This window comes from Virgibacillus aidingensis (assembly GCF_010994035.1).
Taxonomy (GTDB): Bacteria; Bacillota; Bacilli; order Bacillales; family Amphibacillaceae; genus Virgibacillus_N.
Window position 1 is genome coordinate 22,030 of sequence record NZ_WIXN01000006.1, and the last position, 19,428, is coordinate 41,457.

A 19,428-nucleotide genomic window follows, 5' to 3' on the forward strand; every position below is an offset into this window, starting at 1 on the left:
GGCACAATTCAACACGAACAGGCGTATGGAAAATAATAGAATTTGCACTGCCATCCTGTATGGCTTTTTTTTATTTAAAAAGAAAGTTTGCCGAATAACATGTTGTTCTGCCGAAACACGGTGACAATAAAATGATTTATAAGAAAATCAGCAGGAAAGGAATAAACCCTGTATCTGCCAAAACAGGGTAAAACCGCCAGCAGCAGACTTTTCGAATCAGACACTTGCCAATTACTTCATCATCCTTTATAATATATTTCTGTTGTCGAATTGTTCGTGTGCGAACTATTTTTTGAATAAGGAGAATAATAGTGGATCAAAGTGAAAAAATCAGTAACATTCTTAGTTCCTTTCGAAAAGTAAATAAATACTTTTATAGACAAATGTGGCACCATGCCGATGAACTGGGTATTACCGTCGTGCAGCTGAGATTTCTTAAAACTATATCGGAATTCCCGGATATCAGCCTGCTTGAACTTACTGATAAAATGGAAATGAGTAAAAGCACTGCCAGCAGCGTAGTGGAACGGCTGGTGAAAGCAAGACTCGTAAAAAGGGAAAAATCAAAAACCGACAGAAGGGCTGTGGTGCTTCAACTGACAGCGCTGGGTGAGGAAAAAGAAAAGGAAGGTCATGCTATGTTTCATAAACGCATGGAACCCCTCCTTGAATTAAGTGAAGAGGATGTTCAAAACTTGCTTCATCTTCATGATCAGATAGCCGAAAAGATTACACTGGATGGAGATGACGAAATTGAAGGATAGAAGTGCAGTTATTGATACTAGCAAAATACCAAGAGTACCTATCATCTTTGTGATGGTTATGGGGGCTTTTGTTGCTATATTAAACCAGACATTATTAAATATAGCTTTGCCGGTAATGATTGTAGACTTGGGTATGTCAGCCAATGCAGCACAATCGTTAACAACTATTTTTATGCTGGTTAATGGAATTTTAATCCCAATAACCGCTTTTTTAATGGAAAAGTTTACAACAAGACAGCTATTTTTGACAGCCATGTCCCTGTTTGCATTAGGAACACTCATTTGCGGGATTTCTTTTTCTTTTCCTTTGCTTCTTACCGGAAGGATTGTGCAGGCAGCAGGTGCAGGAATAATGATGCCATTATTAATGAACGTCATATTAAGTTTATTCCCGATTGAAAAACGGGGAACTGCCATGGGATGGATCGGGCTGGCAATGATGTTTGCTCCTGCCATTGGTCCAACCCTTTCAGGGATTATTGTCCAATCTTTTTCATGGCGGGTACTGTTTTTTATCGTACTTCCCATCGCGATTATAGATATTATACTTGCCTATTTTCTGCTGCGCAATGTGACAAGACTGTCCAAGCCGAAAGTAGATTATCTATCTATCGTACTTTCTTCTTTGGCTTTTGGAGGATTGCTTTATGGTTTCAGCAGTGCCGGGGAAATGGGATGGAGTTCTCCATTAGTCCTTATTCCATTAGGTATTGGCGGCATTGTGATGGTTTTCTTTGTCAGACGTCAGCTTCGCTTGAAAACACCAATGCTGGAGTTTCGGGTTTTCAAGTATAACATGTTTACATTAACAACGATCATCAGTGTAATAGTGACAATGGCCATGTTTGCAGCGATGATTTTAATTCCTATCTATCTGCAAAATGTGCGAGGATTCTCCCCGCTGGAATCTGGTTTGCTGTTACTGCCGGGTGCCATTTTATCTGCGCTGATGTCACCCATAACCGGAAGACTGTTTGACCATATTGGCGCCCGTCCGCTTGCACTGGTCGGTTTAGGCATTACAGCTGTAACGACGTATATGTTTGCTGGGTTGACAGATGACACCGGCTATTACTATATGATGATTGCTTATAGCTTGCGAATGGTCGGAATTTCCATGATCATGATGCCTATTATGACAGCAGGATTAAATCAGCTGCCTAAACGGTTATATTCCCATGGTACAGCCATGGCCAACACGTTAAGACAAATGTCCGGCTCCATCGGCACAGCCTTTTTAGTAACCGTAATGAGTGCCCAGGCAGCAAAGTATACCGCGGAGTTAATGCCATCAGGCGGGAACGTATCCAATGAGCAGCTGACCATTATTGAGAACCTGGCAACCATTGAAGGAATTAATGACGCATTTTTGGTATCCACTTTACTCGCTGTCCTGGCCTTTGTGCTGTCCTTCTTTATCAAGCAGGTCAGACCGCCTGAAAAAGAGGAAGAAGATATGGTAAGAGGGCATTATCCTACTCCCCGCGGCAAGTTAAGGGGACAGAAAAGTGCACCGGATTATTAAACAATGAGCTTGGCTTCTCTCCCTTAAGAAATTTGATGCAGAAGCCAAGCTTTTCATATTGACAAAAAAGCAACCTCTGTTGTATGATATCTCTTGTGCGTAACATGGGACGGTTTCCCGAAAACGTGCTAAATGCTCGTCCCAACGTCATGAAAATGGCAAAAAAATTATCCATATGGCGGTGTAGCTCAGCTGGCGAGAGCGTACGGTTCATACCCGTAAGGTCGGGGGTTCGATCCCCTCCGCCGCTATTCCATGTTTTTTATACAAACACAAAAAAGCAGGTGTCTCCAACGCGGGGACACCTGCTTTTTATATGAATAGAGCATTATCTATAGACAGCAAACTGCTATCCTCTTTTAGCACCTCGACCTCCGCGCTTGGATTCCGTATGCTTTTTCAAAGAGGCTAGACGTTCATCAGAATCTTTCAGAAAACGGTTCATTTTCGCTTCAAATGATTCTGTACGCTCACGATGATCTCTTTGTCGCTTCGGTCTATCCTTTGCTTTTTTAATGGACAATCCGATTTTACCATCTTTTTCAACATTAATGACCTTCACTGTCACTTCATCACCAACAGTCAGATGATCATTAATGTCTTTTACATAGTTGTCGGCAACTTCACTAATATGCACGAGGCCGGTCTTTCCTTCCTCAAGCTCCACAAAAGCTCCAAAATTAGTGATACCCGTTACCTTTCCCTGCAGCTTGCTGCCTACTTCGATTGACATAAAAAAAATGCTCCTCCTTAAAGTTTTAAATACATTTCTATTATATTATAGCTAAGCAATCAAAAGTGTGTCAATAAGACGGGTCTTCTTCAGGTAGCTTAAATATTAATTCACCCTCTTTGGAGAAAAAATAATTTGTTCTTGCAATCTCCAATACATAGTCTTCATTTTTCAGCAAATTAATCTCTTCCTTCATATTGTCCTCTTCTTTTTGCAAAACTGCAAGCTCTTCCTGAAGCTGTTCATACTGTTCTTCTTTCTCCGTATGTAACGCACGCTGTTTCATATGGTAGGAAGCCATACTCCCGATGGTAATGACTGCAATAATAGAAAATAAAACAAGCCGGCGAACCAGCCGCTGCTTTTTCCGTTTTTGTCTTTCTACGTGTGCATCATACTGTTTCATGTAGTTTGAGTCCAGTTTCGTTACTGTTTTTTTTCTCTCAGACACAGCTTCTACCTCCTCCAGGACTTCACATATTTCCATACCTTAATACATATATTCTTCATTGTACTATAAAATCCTGCAATTTTGTGTAAAAATATTTTAAAACGCGTTGGAAGCAGATGATAGAAGCCCTGGAAAACCCATTTTATCGGAGCAGCAATAATGCGAAAAAGAAATAGAAGAACCGAAATAATGACCTTAAAAAAACCTGTAATAATAGAAATGATAAGCAGAAGGAGCCATTTTACCGGATTGATGACAATGAAGTGAACAACCCGCTTCATAAATCGATATACCGCTTTTATTATTAAAATCATTCTATCCAGCAAACTTTTATACAGTCTGGCAGCAAAGACCTGATAGATAGAAAATCCAAGCAGACAGGCCAAGAAAATATATAACCTCAGTTCTCCCCCATTCACCCGGAAAAGAACGTAAAATAAAATGGTAACCTGTGTCAGCCAAAAGCTTGTCTCCATGACATAGGAAAGGATGATCCTATTCTTCCAGCTTGAGGCAAACCGCCGGAAGGTATCAAGCACCATGCCCAAATAAAAACCGCCTGATGTCATAGCAATCATCGTAATAAACTGCGTACTCAATGTCATCTGAATAGCTTGCTAAAGAATCCTTTAGCTTTCTCCTGCTGATGTTCATCCACATAGGAAAGCTCGTAAATTTTTCCTTTAATGACTACATTTCCTTCACCGACATCCAGATTTTTAAGCTGCAGATTTTGACCTCTGACAATTAAATAACCCATCACCGTTTCCAGTAGGAATTCCTCATTATCAAAGCTGTCTACTTCTTTGACCCCGCTGATTTCAAGATTTTTCCGATTATTGATTTTCACGTAATGATCTGTTTGCACACGATTTATACTTTCACGATTTTCATAATAATTCATGGAAAAGCCCTCCTTATCATTATTACTTTATGAAAGGAGGGACAAGGTTAGAACTTTTTTGATAGGAAAATGAGGAAAACCGGAAGAGGAAAAATAGAGTAGTTCCAGCACCGGGAAAAGAATAAGAAAATGAAGTTTACTCAGCAATTCCCTCCCTGTTGTTCACGCTATTCCTGCCGGGGTACATGAGTATTCAGCACTTGGAGCAGATCATTACGTTGGGAGGGCACTCAGGTGCAGTCCGTGGACAGCCTTCCCTCTGTTTCAGTTAAAGCAGGACAAAGACAATCCAGAACAGCGTCATGCCGCCGAGGATGAAAGTAGCTACAAAGAAAAAGGCAAACTGTTTTTCGCTGATCTTTTGCTGGTTGACATAATAGAGACTTAATCCCAAAGCAACTACAAAGAACGAGACACATATAACAGCCATGATGTTTACAAAGAAAATAAATCCACCGTCAAATAAACCATGCAATAATCTGGATAGCGGTTCGCCGGCTATTCCTGCTATTGCGGCTGATACCACTAACAGCCAAATAATTTTCAACTGTTTTGACAATGTTTATTTCCTCCTTTAAATTCAAAACTTACAGTCATTCTAGCACAGAATTAGGCAAAGTCCAGAAAAATATAAAAATATAGTTATACATTTCATTTAAGTTAAATTGCCTGGTTTGGAATAAAAGGAACAAGGGAACAATTCATCTGAGTATTTACTGTAATAAAGGAGGGGGCTTTCACATCATGACGCCAGATCAGATTGGTTTTGCATTATTATACTTAGGTCTGTTTTTATTTATCAGTAAATGGATTCGTATCCGTGTAAAATGGCTCCAATCCTTATTTATTCCTTCGTCTGTTATCGCCGGATTTTTAGCCTTGCTCCTTGGCCCGCAAGTATTAGGAAATATCCTGGGGCAGTTTGTCAGCGAGGAATCCTTTTGGACAAATGGGCTCTTGCCGGAGGCGACCGTTAATGTATGGGCAGAACTGCCCGGATTGATGATTAATGTTGTTTTTGCCACTTTATTTTTAGGGGTTGCCGTTCCGGGACTCAAACGTTTATGGAATATTGGCGGCCCGCAATTTGCGTTTGGCTGGACAATTGGCTGGGGGCAATATGTTATTGGTATCATTCTAGCTATTCTGGTCCTGGGTCCAGTATTTGGCATGCCGCCGGTTGCCGGGACATTAATTGAAATTGCCTTTGAAGGCGGGCATGGTACTGCTGCAGGACTTCAGGGCTCTTTTGAGGAAATTGGCTTCCCCGAAGGCTATGACCTTTCCATCGGCCTGGCAACAATCGGAATTCTTACCGGGGTTATTACTGGTATTATTTTAATTAACTGGGCCGTTAGAAGGGGTAAAACGAAAGTAATCAAGGACACAAAAGGTTTCAGCTCCCTGCGCAGACAGGGGATTGTCGAATTTGAAAATCGGGAGCCTGCAGCAAAAATGACTGTTCGGCCTGAATCGATCGAACCGCTATCATTTCATTTTGCCATCGTCGGCATTGCCATTCTCATCGGTTTTGTTATTTTGGAAACGTTGATTTGGCTTGAAAGCGTACTGATTGCCGGTTCTGATTTTATGACATATATACCGCTCTTTCCACTTGCCATGATTGGCGGGATTATTTTGCAATTGTTCTTCAGCAAGGTAGATAAACAGGAGATTGTTGACCGAAACATGATGAACCGGATTCAGGGCTTTGCACTCGATATTTTAATACTCAGTGCGATCGGGACGGTTTCTGTCGATGTAATCGGTGAAAACCTTGTCCCGTTCTTATTGCTGGCGGCTGCCGGCATTACCTGGAATATCCTGGGCTTTCTCATCTTTGCCCCCCGTTTCATTCCGTCTTACTGGTTTGAACGCGGCATCGGAGATTTCGGACAGTCTATGGGTGTGACGGCAACCGGGCTGTTATTAATGCGTGCTGCCGATCCGGATAATACATCGCCTGCTTTTGAAGCATTTGGCTATAAGCAATTGGCGTATGAGCCATTTCTCGGCGGGGGACTCGTCACTGCGCTGTCGATCCCGCTCATTTTCCAATTTGGAGCCATACCATTTCTAATTTTCTCGGTCATTATGTGTTTAATTGGTTTGTTCACCGGGCTGTTTTACTTTGGCAGGAAAAAAGTGTGAGTGGCATAGTGGGAGGAATTGACCGGCCTTATTAAATGAAACAGTAAAACACCTCTAATTGGCATACTCAAAAAAATAGCATTCATTCAGAGGCGTTTTTACTGGCAGCGTGAAAACTGCAGCAGCTGATAATACTATACAAAACACTTTTGCAACGGGAGAACGTCCTATGTTGCCTTTTCCTCTTTTAACACGGTATACAGTGATTGTGCCTCGTCCTTTTTTACATTTTCTCTGAGATCATTCACCCGGAGTGTAACGAGTTTTTGACCAAACTTAATGACGAGCTCATCGCCAGGGGTAACAGCAGATGACGCCTTTGCCTTATTGCCGTTTATCGTAATTCTTCCCTGATCGGCTACTTCTTTGGCCAAAGTCCGCCGTTTAATTAACCGGGATATTTTTAAAAATTTATCCAGACGCATAGTTATTACTCCTTTCCCTTTGCCTGATCCCACAAATTATCCATTTCTTCCAGTGATGTCTGATTTATATCTTTTTGCTGTTTTTTCAGCTGTTCCTCAATATAGGTAAACCTTGACAGGAATTTCCTGTTTGACCGGTTCAGTGCCATTTCCGGATTGACTTTATAATACCTTGCCAGGTTCGCAATCACAAATAGGACATCCCCCAGTTCCTTCTCGATTTCCTGAGAATCTTCTGTTTCAATTGCTTCCTTTACTTCAAGCAGTTCTTCATCCAGCTTGTCCCAGACACCGCTGACATCCTCCCATTGAAAACCGACTTTGGCCGCTTTATGCTGCAGCTTATATGCTTTGGCGAGGGATGGAAGTTCTCCTGGAATGCCATCCAGCACAGAAGCCGGCTGCTTTCCCTTTTCCTCTTTCTTTAACTCATCCCAGTTTTTATATACTTCCTCAACAGTTTCCGCCTCTTGATTGCCAAAAACATGGGGGTGGCGATGGATCATTTTGTCTGTAATGGAACGGATAACATCATCCACCTGAAAATACCCATTGTCTTCGCCAATTTGACTGTGCAGCATAACCTGCAGAAGGACATCTCCCAGCTCTTCAATGATATTCTCATCGTCCTGCTGATCGATGGCATCAATCAGCTCATATACCTCTTCAATCGCGTAAGGTCTCAGTGATTCATGGGTTTGTTTCCGATCCCATGGACAGCCATTTGGCCCCCTTAATACGGCGATAATTTCCCTTAGCCTGTGAAAGGTATGGTTTAGCATGGATGCAGGTGCAGGTGGAACATATACACTGGTTAAATTACTCATTTCCAAACTGCGGTCCAATTCCTCCAATGGCACTTGTCTAAGGGACTCTCCATGGCCTCCTGCCGATTCCACTACTGTTACTGCATAATCCGGAGGCAAATCCTCCAAAAGCGCCAGTTTCACCTCAGATGCGATAAACCGGTCGTATACCTGGCAGAAAATAAGGTGCTGTCTGTAGTTCAGCTGGCTGCGGTCAAAAGAGGTACCATCCACAAACTGAAAGCCGTCAATCGGATCTATTTTTAATGCTGCAAATAAATCATCCAGATAGCTTCGCCCGCCGGCAATCTCTACTTTTGCTTCCTTTTGCTCCAGTAATAATTGGACTGTTTTTTCGGCGAGCATCGGATGTCCCGGGACTGTGTAAATAATGGATTCCTTTTCCGCTTTTTCAAGCAAAGCTTTTACAATACGTTTATAGACTTGATCAAATTCTTTTTCTTCTTCATAAAAACTGTCAAATGCCTCAAACGCGACCGATTCTTCCTGCAGAGATTGTATGACAGGATGCTCCATAGTCCTTGTATAAATGTTGTTTTCGGATTTTGTTAACTTTTTATATAACCCAAGCGGCAATTGATCCAGATCCCCTGCCCCAAGGCCGATAACTTCAATTTTTCCCATTCGGCCACCTCCTGTGGTAAATTTTTAAAAATAAAGAGCTCATCGGCAGCATGCGAAGCTCTTCTTCTTGAAAAGCCTGCCATCTTACTAACAAATAGATATAAAGGATTCCGCCTATACCGGAAACAAACACACAATAGAATAATAGATATACGCGTGAAGCAGCAGCCTGCTCCGGGAATATCAGATCCATTGCCAGAACAAATAGCACCAATACAGCTCCAGCTTTAACAAAAGCACGCCAGTTCATTCTTTTGAAAAAACGCAGCTCCGGCAGTTTCCTTTTTAATTCCGCCAGAACAAGCACGCAAAGTACAAACAGACTCAAAACAGTAGCAATTGCACTTCCGGTAACACCCCACAAGGGAACGAGGATCTGATTAGCACTCCATTTTGTAAAAAAAGCAATGAGGATAAAGCCCGCAGTCCGTTTCCTGTACTCCAATCCTTGAAGAATTGCAGCTCCCGTCATCGCAAGAGAACTGAGGAATATCGATAAAACAAGAATTTGCAGATCTGCGGTTCCTTTATCGTTCTGGAATAATAGCGTGTTTGCTTCCGGAAACAGTAAAATTAACCCGATCGTCGCACCGGCAGCCAAATAAAAACTGAATAATAATGCAGCCTGTATGTTGGAATAAAAGGTTCGCGGGTGCTCTCTCCATTTTTGTTTTGTCACAGAAGGAAGCAGCGCCAACGCAAAAGAAGAACCCAGAACGGTGCCAAGCTGAATCATTGGCTGTCCCCTGTCAAACACTCCTTTTGCTTCCATGGCTTCACGTGCCGTTAAACCGTGGTCCATTAACCCGGGGATGAGTGTAAATGTATCTGCAAACTGAATAATAATCAGCACCATATGGTTTAATGATGCGACAAGCCCCAGTATAAGCAATGTCGTTACATAATAATTCCATGGAATGGCGTCTGCCTTTGTTGTTACGCGCCTGGAAAGACTTTTCCTGTGATAACGGAGTAAAAATAAACCCAAAATCAAAATAGCGGCTAATGCTCCAAATATAGAAGCGATTGCAGCCGCCCGGCCAACATGATATATATCCGACCCTGTTCTGAAAACCCATACAGCTGCAGCAATAATAATCGAGACCCGGATGATCTGTTCACCTATCTGCGAGCAGGCAGTTGGTGTCATTACAATATTTCCCTGGAAAAACCCTCTTAGTAAGGCTGTAAAGGGGACCAGTAAAAAAATAAATGCACTTAATTGATATATTCCAGCCAAGTTTTCATCGCCAACAAACAAAGCTAAAGGTTCTGCATTCAACAGCAGAAAAATAAACATGGGGGTGCATATTCCGGCGATAACCATAAAAACGGGGCCATAAAAACTTTTAATAGTAAGCGATTGGCCCGTGGCTTTTATCTCCATTGCCATGTTGGATATCGCTGATGGAAAACTGTAAAGTGCCAGGGTCATTGCAATAGCCAGAATCGGATAAGCCTGCTGATAAATATAAAACCCGATATCGCCTGTCAGGTTTTGCAGCGGGATCCGGTATCCTGCACTTAATATTTTACTGATCACCCCTGCCAATGTCAGGAGCAGGGCACCTTTGACTAATTTTTTTGATTCATTCCGGGGCATGTGTACCGTCCTTAAAGTAACTGCATTTTTTTCGTACGACAAATGTCCCCTTATTATAGCATACGGAGAAAGAGCTTTGTTTATTGTAATGCTCTCGACTCCACATCTTATTAAACATCCCGGATTTTGCACCAATAATTGTGCCCGCATATGTGCACATTGGGAGCAAAGTCAGATACTGATCTGTTTAACATTACATATATCAACTTATATAAGAAATTTACTTAAAACGAGACTTAATACAAAGAGCAAAAACCAACAATTGTAGGTTTTTGCTCTTTTGGAAGTGGCTGGGACAAAACAATTATAGTAAACAGAAATCCGAACATCCTTATATTCTGTGCATAAAACCCGCTCCGTAAATATACTTCGCTTTCACCATTGGCACAAGTGCGACATCCGTTCAAACTCCCTTTGGTCGTTTTCTCGGTGTCTTCTTTGCCGCGGGCGGCTGGTAAGCCTCCTCGTGCTGACTCGTCTTTAGGGGTCTTACCGATGCCTTTGCTCCCGCTGGAGTCTACGTATATTTCCGGAGCTATTATGGTAGATTGTTCGTCTTTTCAATGCTTACATAGAGTTCTGTCTCAGTCTCCTGTATAAATGAGAATTTCACAATTAAGGGTTTACAGAAGTTAACCATTTATTCCATCTGTTTAGCCAGAAATCCTGCTGCGGTTTCCACTGATTTTTGTTCTACTTCGCCTATTTTCCCATCCTCCTTGGAAAAAATCATGACACACCCTATCGCATCTCCATTAGCGATGATCGGGCTGATGCAGTATGATTTAATCTCTGCATTATTTCCAACGGTGATTTCCAGTGTTTCCGATTCTTTTTCAAAAATTTGCATGCGGTTTTCCATTGTTTTTGCCAGTTGTGACCCAATTGGCTTTTTTAAGTAATCCTTTTTCGATTCTCCGCTGATGGCAATGATTTCATCCCTGTCACAGATTGCAACAGGCGATTGCAGGGAATCAAACAAGGCCTCTGCATATTCCTGCGCAAAATGTCCCAATTCATTTATCGGAGAATATTTTTTTAAAATAACCTCGCCTTCTCTGTCTACAAAAATCTCCAACGGATCTCCTTCACGTATTCTTAATGTTCTTCTGATTTCTTTAGGAACAACTACTCTGCCTAAATCATCAATGCGGCGTACTATTCCTGTTGCTTTCATTCGTTAGCAGTTCCCCTTTCCTGAGATGAATATCTTTAGTGATTTCATTTTGAATTTCTTTTTGCAACGAGGTCTTCCTGTATAAAAGGCTACAGGAAGCCGGGTTTTCCAAGAAAAAAATCACCTGCTGTGGTTTTAGTATGAATCATCTTGGAAGAACTATACATTCCTGCCTGATTTTTAATAAGTTAAGGGGAACTTTTCTCCAAATATTATATTTGGATGAGGAAGATTCACGCGCCTCTATCCACATTTGCCAATTGATCGATAAGTTGTTCCGTAATTTCGTATCTCTTTGGTTTTGTTTTTATGGACGATTTAAAAACAATTTTTAATTTATTATTTTGCGTACCAAGCTGCACTTCCCGGCCAAAGTTATTTGCCAGTTCAAATAACTTGGAGCCGTCCACCTGCTGGCTGCGGTTTTCCTCAATGAACATTTCAATCTTATTGCTTTTTTCCAAAATAGCTTCGACTTTCTCCCGTTTGGCGTACATTTTTAACGAGCTTACGGTAAATAAATTCTCCACTTCTTTTGGAAAGTCACCGAAACGATCAATCAATTCATCCTTTAATTCAGTAATATCTTCAGGAGAACTAATCGCTTGAAACTGTTTATAAATATCAATTTTTTGCTTGCCATCTTTAATGTAAGTATCCGGTATATAGGCATCCACTTTCAGGTTAAGCTCCGGTTCAAATGGCGTGGTATCTTCTATTTCCTTTCCTTTTTTACGTGATTCAATGGCTTCCTTGAGCATCTGGGAATACATATCAAATCCGACGGAATCGATAAAACCGTGCTGCTGGGAACCGAGAATATTCCCTGTCCCCCGGATGGATAAGTCACGCATGGCAATTTTAAAGCCGGAACCAAGCTCCGTAAATTCCTTAATTGCCTGCAGCCGTTTTTCAGCCACTTCTGTAAGCACTTTATCCTTCTGATAGGTGAAATAGGCATAAGCCACCCGGTTGGAGCGTCCGACACGGCCCCTGAGCTGATAAAGCTGACTTAATCCCATCCGGTCCGCATCATTGACGATCAATGTATTTACATTCGGGATATCCACCCCGGTTTCAATTATCGTTGTGCTGACAAGTACGTCATATTCCCCTTCCAAAAAGGAAAAAATCACGTTTTCCAGTTCTGTTTCATTCATTTGACCGTGCGCCACGGCAATTCTTGCGTCAACAAGTGTACTGAGATCCCGGGCAATTTTATCTATATTTTCCACCCGGTTATACAGGAAAAATACCTGACCGCCCCGGGACATTTCCCGTTCGATAGCCTCTCTGATAAACACCGGATTCTGTTCCATTACATACGTTTGGATAGGAAAGCGGTTTTCCGGCGGGGTTTCAATGACAGAAAGATCGCGTACACCAAGCATGGACATATGCAATGTTCTCGGTATCGGCGTAGCCGTCAGTGTCAAAACATCTACATTTGTTTTCATCTGTTTGATTTTTTCCTTATGCTTTACCCCGAAACGCTGCTCTTCGTCCACAACCAAAAGACCCAGGTCCTTGTACTCTATATCCTTTGATAAAATACGATGTGTGCCGACGACAACATCTATAGTTCCTTTTTTCAGCCCATTAATCGTTTCTTTCTGCTGTTTTCTCGTGCGGAATCGACTTAACATACCGATATTTATGGCATGATCCTGAAATCGTTCGCGGATTGTCTCAAAATGCTGCTGTGCCAGAATGGTAGTCGGGACCAAAAAGGCAACCTGTTTTCCATCAGCAATCGCTTTAAATGCTGCCCGGATAGCCACCTCTGTCTTTCCATAGCCGACATCTCCGCAAAGCAGGCGATCCATCGGCCGTGGTTTTTCCATATCTCTTTTAATTTCTTCAATACAGCGCAGTTGATCTTCCGTTTCCTGATAAGGAAACGACGCTTCAAATTCGCGCTGCATCTCGGTATCCTCGGAAAAAGCATACCCCTCCCTTGCTTCCCTTTCCGCGTACAGCTTGATTAAATCATCTGCAATATCCTCCACGGAAGATTGTACCTTGCGTTTCACCTTCGTCCATTCTGTTCCGCCCAATTTATGCAGCCTTGGTTCTTTTCCCTCGGAAGCAACAAACTTCTGCACCTGGTCAATCTGATCAATGGGAACGTAAAGCTTGTCATCACCCGAATATTTAATCAGCATATAGTCTTTATGCAGATCATTGACTTCCAATGTTTCTATTCCGATATATTTACCCACACCATGACTTGCATGGACAACATAATCCCCGATTTTCAATTCCTGATAGCTTTTAATCCGCTCTGCATTTGAAATTTTTTGCTGCTTTCTCGGGCGTTTCGTGCGCTTTTTAAATAATTCATTTTCCGTAATAATTACGAGCTTATGCATGGGAAATTCCAGCCCGCTTGAAATGTTTCCAACCGTAATTGTTGGTATTCTCACAGGCAATTCCGGATTTTCCGCTACGACAGCTTCTATATCATAATCCGCAAAAATGGACTGGACTTTTTCTGCCCGCTTGGCATTTGGCACAAGCACAATAACAGAAAAATCTCCTTTATCCCATCTGGTGATTTCATTTTTCAGTAAATTCATTTGTCCATGGAATTCCTGCATGGCGCGTGTAGATAAATTAACAATATTTTGCGGCTGTGTATTTGGTATATGGCGCAGGAAAACTGACAAATAAATGCGTTGGGCATCAATGTTATCCCACACCGTCTCCCAGTCAAAAGAAAATCTGCTGTTACGCACCATTTGATTGGATTCCAACAGACTGCTGTACCATTCCCCTTCTTCCACATCCAGATTGGCCGCTGTTTCCTGAATCCGGCTCATTTCATCAAAAATCATTAAACCGTTTGCAGGCAAGTAATCTAATAAACTAGCAGGCTTTTCATAGAGATAGCCGATATACTTATACATTTCCTGAAAATGTTCGAGGTTTTTTAAACGCTCAATGTCATGCTCTATGACTTCAATGAGCTGCTCCTTTGCCTCGTCCGATTTCATTTTCTTTAATGACTTGCCCAAAGCTTCCTCCAGGCGTTCCCCGCCTGATAATATATCTTCTTTTGTCAACAGCAGTTCAGTTGCAGGTCCTACGGTTATTTCATTTAACTTTTGTAAAGAACGCTGATTTTCTGCATCAAAATAGCGTATAGAGTCAATCTCTTCATCAAAGAGCTCTATACGTATCGGGTGTTTTTCTGTAATTGGATAAATATCGATAATACCGCCGCGCAAACTAAACTCCCCGGGTTTCGTGACCATCGGGGCCCTTTCATATCCCATATCTACCAAATCGGCCAAATAACCATCTACATTGATTTCCTCTCCAAGTTTGAAAAATAGCTGATATTTGCTCCAATAGCCGGGCGGAGGGAGCATTCGTTTTAAAGCAGCCGCAGGAGCAATAAGCACACCTGACTTTTTATGCGCCCAGGAGCTTAATGATTCGATGCGCTGACTTCTCAGCTCAGGGCTGGCAAAGGCTATTTCTGAGGCGATCAATTCATTGACGGGATATAGGTGAACGGATCCCTCATCCATAAATTCACTCAAGTCGTCATAAAGCTGCTGCGCCTGAACCAATTGGTGGGTGACTAACAGTATCGGCCTTTCCGCAGATTCATGGATTAAAGATACAAGCAGACCTCTTGCAGATCCGGAAAGACCTGCAACCAATTGTTCTTCCATGCCGCTGGTAACACCATTAATAATAGCCTGGATGTCTTCTTTCGATTGTAAATACTGATGAATACCTTTCAATTTCTTTAACCTCCGCTTGCTGCGCTCTGAAAAGCGCAAAATGCTTTGGTGATTGCCAAAGCTTCTCTGTCCAAGTTATTTTATTGAATGAAATAATCAAGTTCATGATAGTGCGGGTGCTGGCTTAACGATTCTTCACAGCTTTCGCAGATCGCCTGAATAAGCATATCGCCATTTTCCGCATAATGTATCATATCTTCTTTTTCTTCTTTCGTTAATTGCTGTAAACCAAGTACAGAGGAGTCAATGAATTTTTCCTCCAGCTTTCCAATTTCCTGACTGCAATGCCTGCATGTATAGACGATGGACATGCTTATTACCCCCCTCGGATAAACGAATAAGCTTCGTTAAAAGTGTATCCGAAAAGGCGCTAACTTATACAGAAAAGAAGTGTGGCAGGATACTGTCCTCCTGCCGGCGCAGCATGAATATACGCCTGACCGTCCGGCGGGGATATATCCTATATTATTCCGGTATCATGGCAAAGCTGCAGCTCCGGTCAGTCAGTAAGCAAAGCTATTGCACTTTTCTACTTTCATTGGAACTAGTTTATTTATATTGGGGTTAAAACATGCAGGGAAAATCAACTTTATACAGCTTGATCAGCGATTATACTCATTCATTACTTCGGAATATGGCTTTGTTATCCATGCCTCACAGGCATCGGCCGCCAAGTTGATACTGGAGGATACACTGTCCTGCTCTTCCTTGGGGAATTTCCCCAGGACATAATTGATAACCGGCATTTGGTCAACCGGTCTTCCTACACCAATCCGAATCCGTTTAAATTCCTTTGTCCCCAAATGGTCTATCGTGGAACGTATGCCGTTATGTCCGCCATGACCGCCCTTTTGCCGCAGCCGTATTTTTCCGACAGGCAGATCCAGGTCATCATAAATAACAATCAGATCATCCAAATCAATGTCAAAATAATTCATTAATGGCCTGATTGCTTCTCCGGATAAGTTCATATAGGTTTGAGGCTGCAGTAAAATCACTTTTTGCCCGTCAAGTATTTCCATAGTATATTTCCCATTAAATTTTGATTGATTCAGCTTCCATTTATGGCGTTTTCGCAATTCCTCAATCACCATAAACCCGACATTGTGCCGGGTGTCCTTATATTTTCTGCCGGGATTCCCCAGCCCAACGATACATTTCATATTTTTCTTCCTTTTTTATGATAATGAAGGAATACACTGCCTTTTCAATGTGTATAAAGAAAAGGCAGTTTATGGGTTGCATTATTTATTTTCTTCGTCCGTATCTTCTTCTGCGCCGACCAGCTCCGGCTCCTGATTCTCATCCGCTGATTCTTCTATATCTTCCACTGTATCCGGGGCTAAAATAGTAGCAATGGTTGTTTCAGGGTCATCAAGAACTTCGTAGGTGTCTGAAGTTTTAAGATCAGCAACTGTAATACTGTCCCCTACTTTCAATTCGGATATGTCTACAGCAATTTCTTCAGGGATTTCACGTGGTTTAGCACGTACCTGCAATACATACAATGGCTGCTGCAGTACACCGCCGTCACGAACGCCCTCAGCTTCGCCATCCAGTCTCAGGGAAACTTCCACATCCATTTCTTCGGACATGTCAACAATATAAAAGTCTGCATGAATCAATTCTTCTTTAATCGGATCCATCTGGTACTCATGCAGCATCACATCTACCGGACTTTCTCCCTCGATATCAAGGGAAATAATAGCGTTTCTGCCCTCGTCACGGACAGTTTTAACCAGTTCAATGCTGTCCAGGGAAATCGTTTTAGGTTCTTTGCCCTTCCCATAAAGAACTGCAGGCAAACGCCCTTTATTTCGTGCTTCCTTTGTCGCTGATTTCGTTAAATCTTCTCTTCTATCGGCTTTTAGCTTGACTGCCATACTTATCATCCTCCAAAAGTTATATCTTTATTTAGCACTGTGTTTTAAAATTTATTCGGTCACAAAACATATACGTTGGATATTTCCCGTTTCTGCCTGTTTTTAAACTATACTAATCAAACAGAATACTGACAGATTGAAGTTCATGCACACGTATAATGGCTTCTCCGATCAATGGCGCTACAGATAGCGGGGTGATCTTTTCAATATGTTTATCCTCCGGAAGCGGAATGGAGTTTGTAATTACCAGTTCCTTAATTTCTGATTCATTTATACGGTCAATTGCCGGCCCGGACAAAACAGGGTGTGTACAGCAAGCATACACCTCTTTCGCCCCATTTTCCACTAACGCATTTGCCGCGAGCGAAATGGTACCAGCCGTATCGATGATATCATCCACGAGAATGGCTGTTTTTCCTTCGATGTTTCCTACGATATTCATGACTTCCGCCACATTTGGTTCCGGGCGGCGCTTATCTATAATACCAATCGGTGCATTCAGGCGGTCCGCCATTTTTCTGGCTCTGGTCACCCCGCCGTGATCCGGGGAGACAACTATAATGTCTTCCAGCGCTTTTGCTTCAAAATAATCGGACAGTATTGGTACCCCCTGAAGATGATCAATTGGTACATTAAAGAAACCCTGGATTTGCGGTGCATGCAGATCCAGTGTGATTACTCTGCTGGCGCCTGCTGTCTCAAGCAGATCCGCAACCAGCTTGGCAGTAATCGGTTCCCGTGATCGTGCTTTTCTATCCTGTCTGGCGTAACCGTAGTACGGCATAACAATGTTGATGGACCTGGCGGATGCGCGTTTTAATGCATCAATCATAATCACCAGTTCCATAATATGTTCATTTACCGGAGAGCAGGTTGATTGAACCACATATACATCACAGCCCCGTACACTTTCTTCAATGTTGATTTGAATTTCTCCGTCACTGAACCGATTCACGGAACATTTCCCGAGATTCGTGCCAATATGGTTTGCAATGTCCTCTGCCAGCTCCCGATTTGAATTTAATGTAAATACTTTTAATGATGAATCCTTGTACGTGGATGCCATGAAAAGAACCCTCCGTTAACTTTTTTGTCTGTTTTTGAGTCTTGCTGCATATCCTTCTTTATTTGATTGCCTTGCTCTTGCTACGGCCAGGGCGTCCCCCGGTACATCTTTTGTAATCGTTGACCCTGCTGCTACATAGGAACCCTGTCCCACGGTGACGGGTGCAATAAGGTTTGAATTGCAGCCGATAAACGCATCGTCTTCAATCGTAGTTAAATGTTTTTTTGTTCCGTCATAGTTCACTGTTATTGTACCACAACCTATGTTCACATTGCTCCCCACATCGGCATCACCCATATAACTTAAATGGGATACCTTGCTGCCTTCTCCCAGCTTTGTTTTCTTTACCTCCACAAAATTACCGACCTTCGCCTCATTGCTGATAATGGATTCCGGGCGAATATGTGCGTATGGACCAATATTCACTCTTTTTCCGATTTTACTGTCGGCGGCCACACTTTGTCTGATAATCGTTTCTTCCCCGATATGGCAATTGGTAATTTCGCTATGCGGGCCAATTTCTGCATCTGCTTCGATAAACGATTCGCCTTTGATGATCGTACCCGGGTGAATCACGGCATCAGGCTCTATTTTAACATCCGGATGAATATACGTGTTTTCAGGGTCGATAATGCTTACCCCATTCCGCATATGCTGCTCATTGATTCTCCGTTTTAGAATCTGCGTTGCCTCGGCCAATGCTGCACGATCATTGATGCCTATTGTTTCATTAAAATCATCTGTCAGAAAAGCACTTGCCTTTTCCCCCTGTCTGCGCATGATTCCGATGATATCAGGCAAATAATACTCCCCTTGTGCATTATCATTGGATACATGCTGGAGGGCCTGAAATAGCGCCCTATTATCAAAGCAATATGTACCTGTATTAATTTCATCAATGGAGCGTTCCTCTTCATTGGCATCTTTATGTTCTACAATACGCTCGACTTCATTGTCTTTATTGCGGATAATCCTTCCATAACCGGCCGGATCCGGAGCGCTTGCTGTCAGCACTGTCGCTTTGGCATTTGTTTTTTCATGGTGCTCAAATAATTTCTGATAGGTTTCACCTGTTATTAACGGTGTATCACCGCAAACGACGATGGTTGTTCCTTCTTTATCTTTTAACAGCTCCCCCGCCTGCATGACGGCATGGCCCGTGCCCAGCTGTTCTTCCTGTATAACAAATTTACTTTCATTGCCAATATGTTCCTCTACCTTTTCCGCACCAAAACCGACAATTGTAACCAATTCATCCAATTGTACCGTTTTCACTTGGTCAATAACGTGCTGTACCATTGGTCGATCCATGACCGGATGAAGCACTTTATACAGCTTTGACTTCATTCTGGTCCCTTTTCCCGCTGCTAAAATGACAGCATATCGTTTTGCCATATGGAAACCTCCATTATTTCTTTTTCCCATTACTAATTTATCCTAAAAAGCAGCTTATTTCAAGGTGAAACACCGGGACGGTACTTCTGTTTCATCCCGCCTTATGAAATATGGGAACAGTTTTTTGGCTTTATCAGGTATACCA

18 protein-coding genes and 1 tRNA gene are annotated in these 19,428 nt (G+C 42.3%); 4 read left to right on the forward strand and 15 right to left on the reverse strand.

The genetic code is table 11. From position 1 onward, the window contains the following. Nucleotides 1-311: 311 nt before the first annotated feature. From GHD25_RS06520 to GHD25_RS06530, 3 genes are all read left to right on the forward strand, one after another. A complete protein-coding gene (locus GHD25_RS06520; RefSeq protein ID WP_164215583.1) occupies nt 312-764 on the forward strand; it encodes a MarR family winged helix-turn-helix transcriptional regulator in 453 nt (150 codons plus the stop codon). After that, complete coding sequence (locus GHD25_RS06525; RefSeq protein WP_164215584.1) at nt 745-2,289, forward strand: DHA2 family efflux MFS transporter permease subunit; 1,545 nt, start codon at nt 745-747, stop codon at nt 2,287-2,289. The genes GHD25_RS06520 and GHD25_RS06525 overlap by 20 nt, the downstream gene beginning before the upstream one ends. 177 nt (nt 2,290-2,466) lie before the next feature. Then, nucleotides 2,467-2,540: transfer RNA gene (locus GHD25_RS06530), tRNA-Met, on the forward strand. 98 nt (nt 2,541-2,638) lie between these two features. Here GHD25_RS06530 and GHD25_RS06535 read toward each other — a convergent pair. The 5 genes from GHD25_RS06535 to GHD25_RS06555 form a co-directional block, all read right to left on the reverse strand. Then, nucleotides 2,639-3,022 carry a S1 domain-containing RNA-binding protein gene (locus tag GHD25_RS06535; RefSeq protein ID WP_164215585.1) on the reverse strand — a complete coding sequence of 128 codons (384 nt, stop codon included), beginning with the start codon at nt 3,020-3,022 and terminating at the stop codon, nt 2,639-2,641. A 70-nt stretch (nt 3,023-3,092) separates the two neighbouring features. Next, nucleotides 3,093-3,473: an FtsB family cell division protein gene (locus GHD25_RS06540; protein WP_164215586.1), complete on the reverse strand. Its 381-nt coding sequence runs from the start codon at nt 3,471-3,473 to the stop codon at nt 3,093-3,095. Between the two features lie 5 nt (nt 3,474-3,478). After that, complete coding sequence (gene yabQ, locus GHD25_RS06545; protein WP_164215587.1) at nt 3,479-4,078, reverse strand: spore cortex biosynthesis protein YabQ; 600 nt, start codon at nt 4,076-4,078, stop codon at nt 3,479-3,481. Further along, the gene (gene yabP, locus GHD25_RS06550; protein WP_164215588.1) at nt 4,075-4,377 is read right to left on the reverse strand and encodes a sporulation protein YabP; all 303 of its coding nucleotides are present in this window, start codon (nt 4,375-4,377) and stop codon (nt 4,075-4,077) included. Before yabP ends, yabQ begins: the two co-directional genes overlap by 4 nt. A gap of 268 nt (nt 4,378-4,645) precedes the next feature. Next, nucleotides 4,646-4,936, reverse strand: coding sequence for a hypothetical protein (locus GHD25_RS06555; RefSeq protein ID WP_164215589.1), 291 nt, complete (start codon nt 4,934-4,936; stop codon nt 4,646-4,648). 185 nt (nt 4,937-5,121) lie between these two features. On the opposite strand from GHD25_RS06555, the gene GHD25_RS06560 reads away from it, so the two are divergent. Continuing rightward, nucleotides 5,122-6,528, forward strand: a complete 1,407-nt coding sequence (locus tag GHD25_RS06560; protein WP_164215590.1) for a sodium/glutamate symporter — start codon at nt 5,122-5,124, stop codon at nt 6,526-6,528. Nucleotides 6,529-6,695: 167 nt separating this feature from the next. On the opposite strand, the gene GHD25_RS06565 is transcribed toward GHD25_RS06560, so the two are convergent. The 10 genes from GHD25_RS06565 to glmU form a co-directional block, all read right to left on the reverse strand. Continuing rightward, entirely contained in the window at nt 6,696-6,953 is a 258-nt protein-coding gene (locus tag GHD25_RS06565) for an RNA-binding S4 domain-containing protein (RefSeq protein ID WP_164215591.1), read from the reverse strand. Between the two features lie 5 nt (nt 6,954-6,958). Further along, nucleotides 6,959-8,404, reverse strand: coding sequence for a bifunctional methyltransferase/pyrophosphohydrolase YabN (yabN, locus tag GHD25_RS06570; protein WP_164215592.1), 1,446 nt, complete (start codon nt 8,402-8,404; stop codon nt 6,959-6,961). Further along, complete coding sequence (locus GHD25_RS06575; protein WP_164215593.1) at nt 8,391-10,007, reverse strand: putative polysaccharide biosynthesis protein; 1,617 nt, start codon at nt 10,005-10,007, stop codon at nt 8,391-8,393. The genes yabN and GHD25_RS06575 overlap by 14 nt, the downstream gene beginning before the upstream one ends. 640 nt (nt 10,008-10,647) lie before the next feature. After that, nucleotides 10,648-11,184 (reverse strand): stage V sporulation protein T, encoded by a 537-nt coding sequence (gene spoVT / locus GHD25_RS06580; protein ID WP_164215594.1) that lies wholly within the window; start codon nt 11,182-11,184, stop codon nt 10,648-10,650. A gap of 233 nt (nt 11,185-11,417) precedes the next feature. Further along, nucleotides 11,418-14,939 carry a transcription-repair coupling factor gene (gene mfd / locus GHD25_RS06585; RefSeq protein WP_164215595.1) on the reverse strand — a complete coding sequence of 1,174 codons (3,522 nt, stop codon included), beginning with the start codon at nt 14,937-14,939 and terminating at the stop codon, nt 11,418-11,420. Nucleotides 14,940-15,019: 80 nt separating this feature from the next. Then, nucleotides 15,020-15,250 (reverse strand): anti-sigma-F factor Fin family protein, encoded by a 231-nt coding sequence (locus GHD25_RS06590; RefSeq protein ID WP_164215596.1) that lies wholly within the window; start codon nt 15,248-15,250, stop codon nt 15,020-15,022. A gap of 291 nt (nt 15,251-15,541) precedes the next feature. Next, nucleotides 15,542-16,102 carry an aminoacyl-tRNA hydrolase gene (gene pth / locus GHD25_RS06595; protein WP_164215597.1) on the reverse strand — a complete coding sequence of 187 codons (561 nt, stop codon included), beginning with the start codon at nt 16,100-16,102 and terminating at the stop codon, nt 15,542-15,544. A gap of 81 nt (nt 16,103-16,183) precedes the next feature. Beyond that, entirely contained in the window at nt 16,184-16,822 is a 639-nt protein-coding gene (locus GHD25_RS06600) for a 50S ribosomal protein L25/general stress protein Ctc (RefSeq protein ID WP_164215598.1), read from the reverse strand. Between the two features lie 112 nt (nt 16,823-16,934). Next, entirely contained in the window at nt 16,935-17,888 is a 954-nt protein-coding gene (locus tag GHD25_RS06605) for a ribose-phosphate diphosphokinase (protein ID WP_164215599.1), read from the reverse strand. Nucleotides 17,889-17,903: 15 nt separating this feature from the next. Then, on the reverse strand, nt 17,904-19,283 hold the full coding sequence (glmU, locus tag GHD25_RS06610; RefSeq protein WP_164215600.1) for a bifunctional UDP-N-acetylglucosamine diphosphorylase/glucosamine-1-phosphate N-acetyltransferase GlmU: 1,380 nt from the start codon (nt 19,281-19,283) through the stop codon (nt 17,904-17,906). Nucleotides 19,284-19,428: the final 145 nt, after the last annotated feature.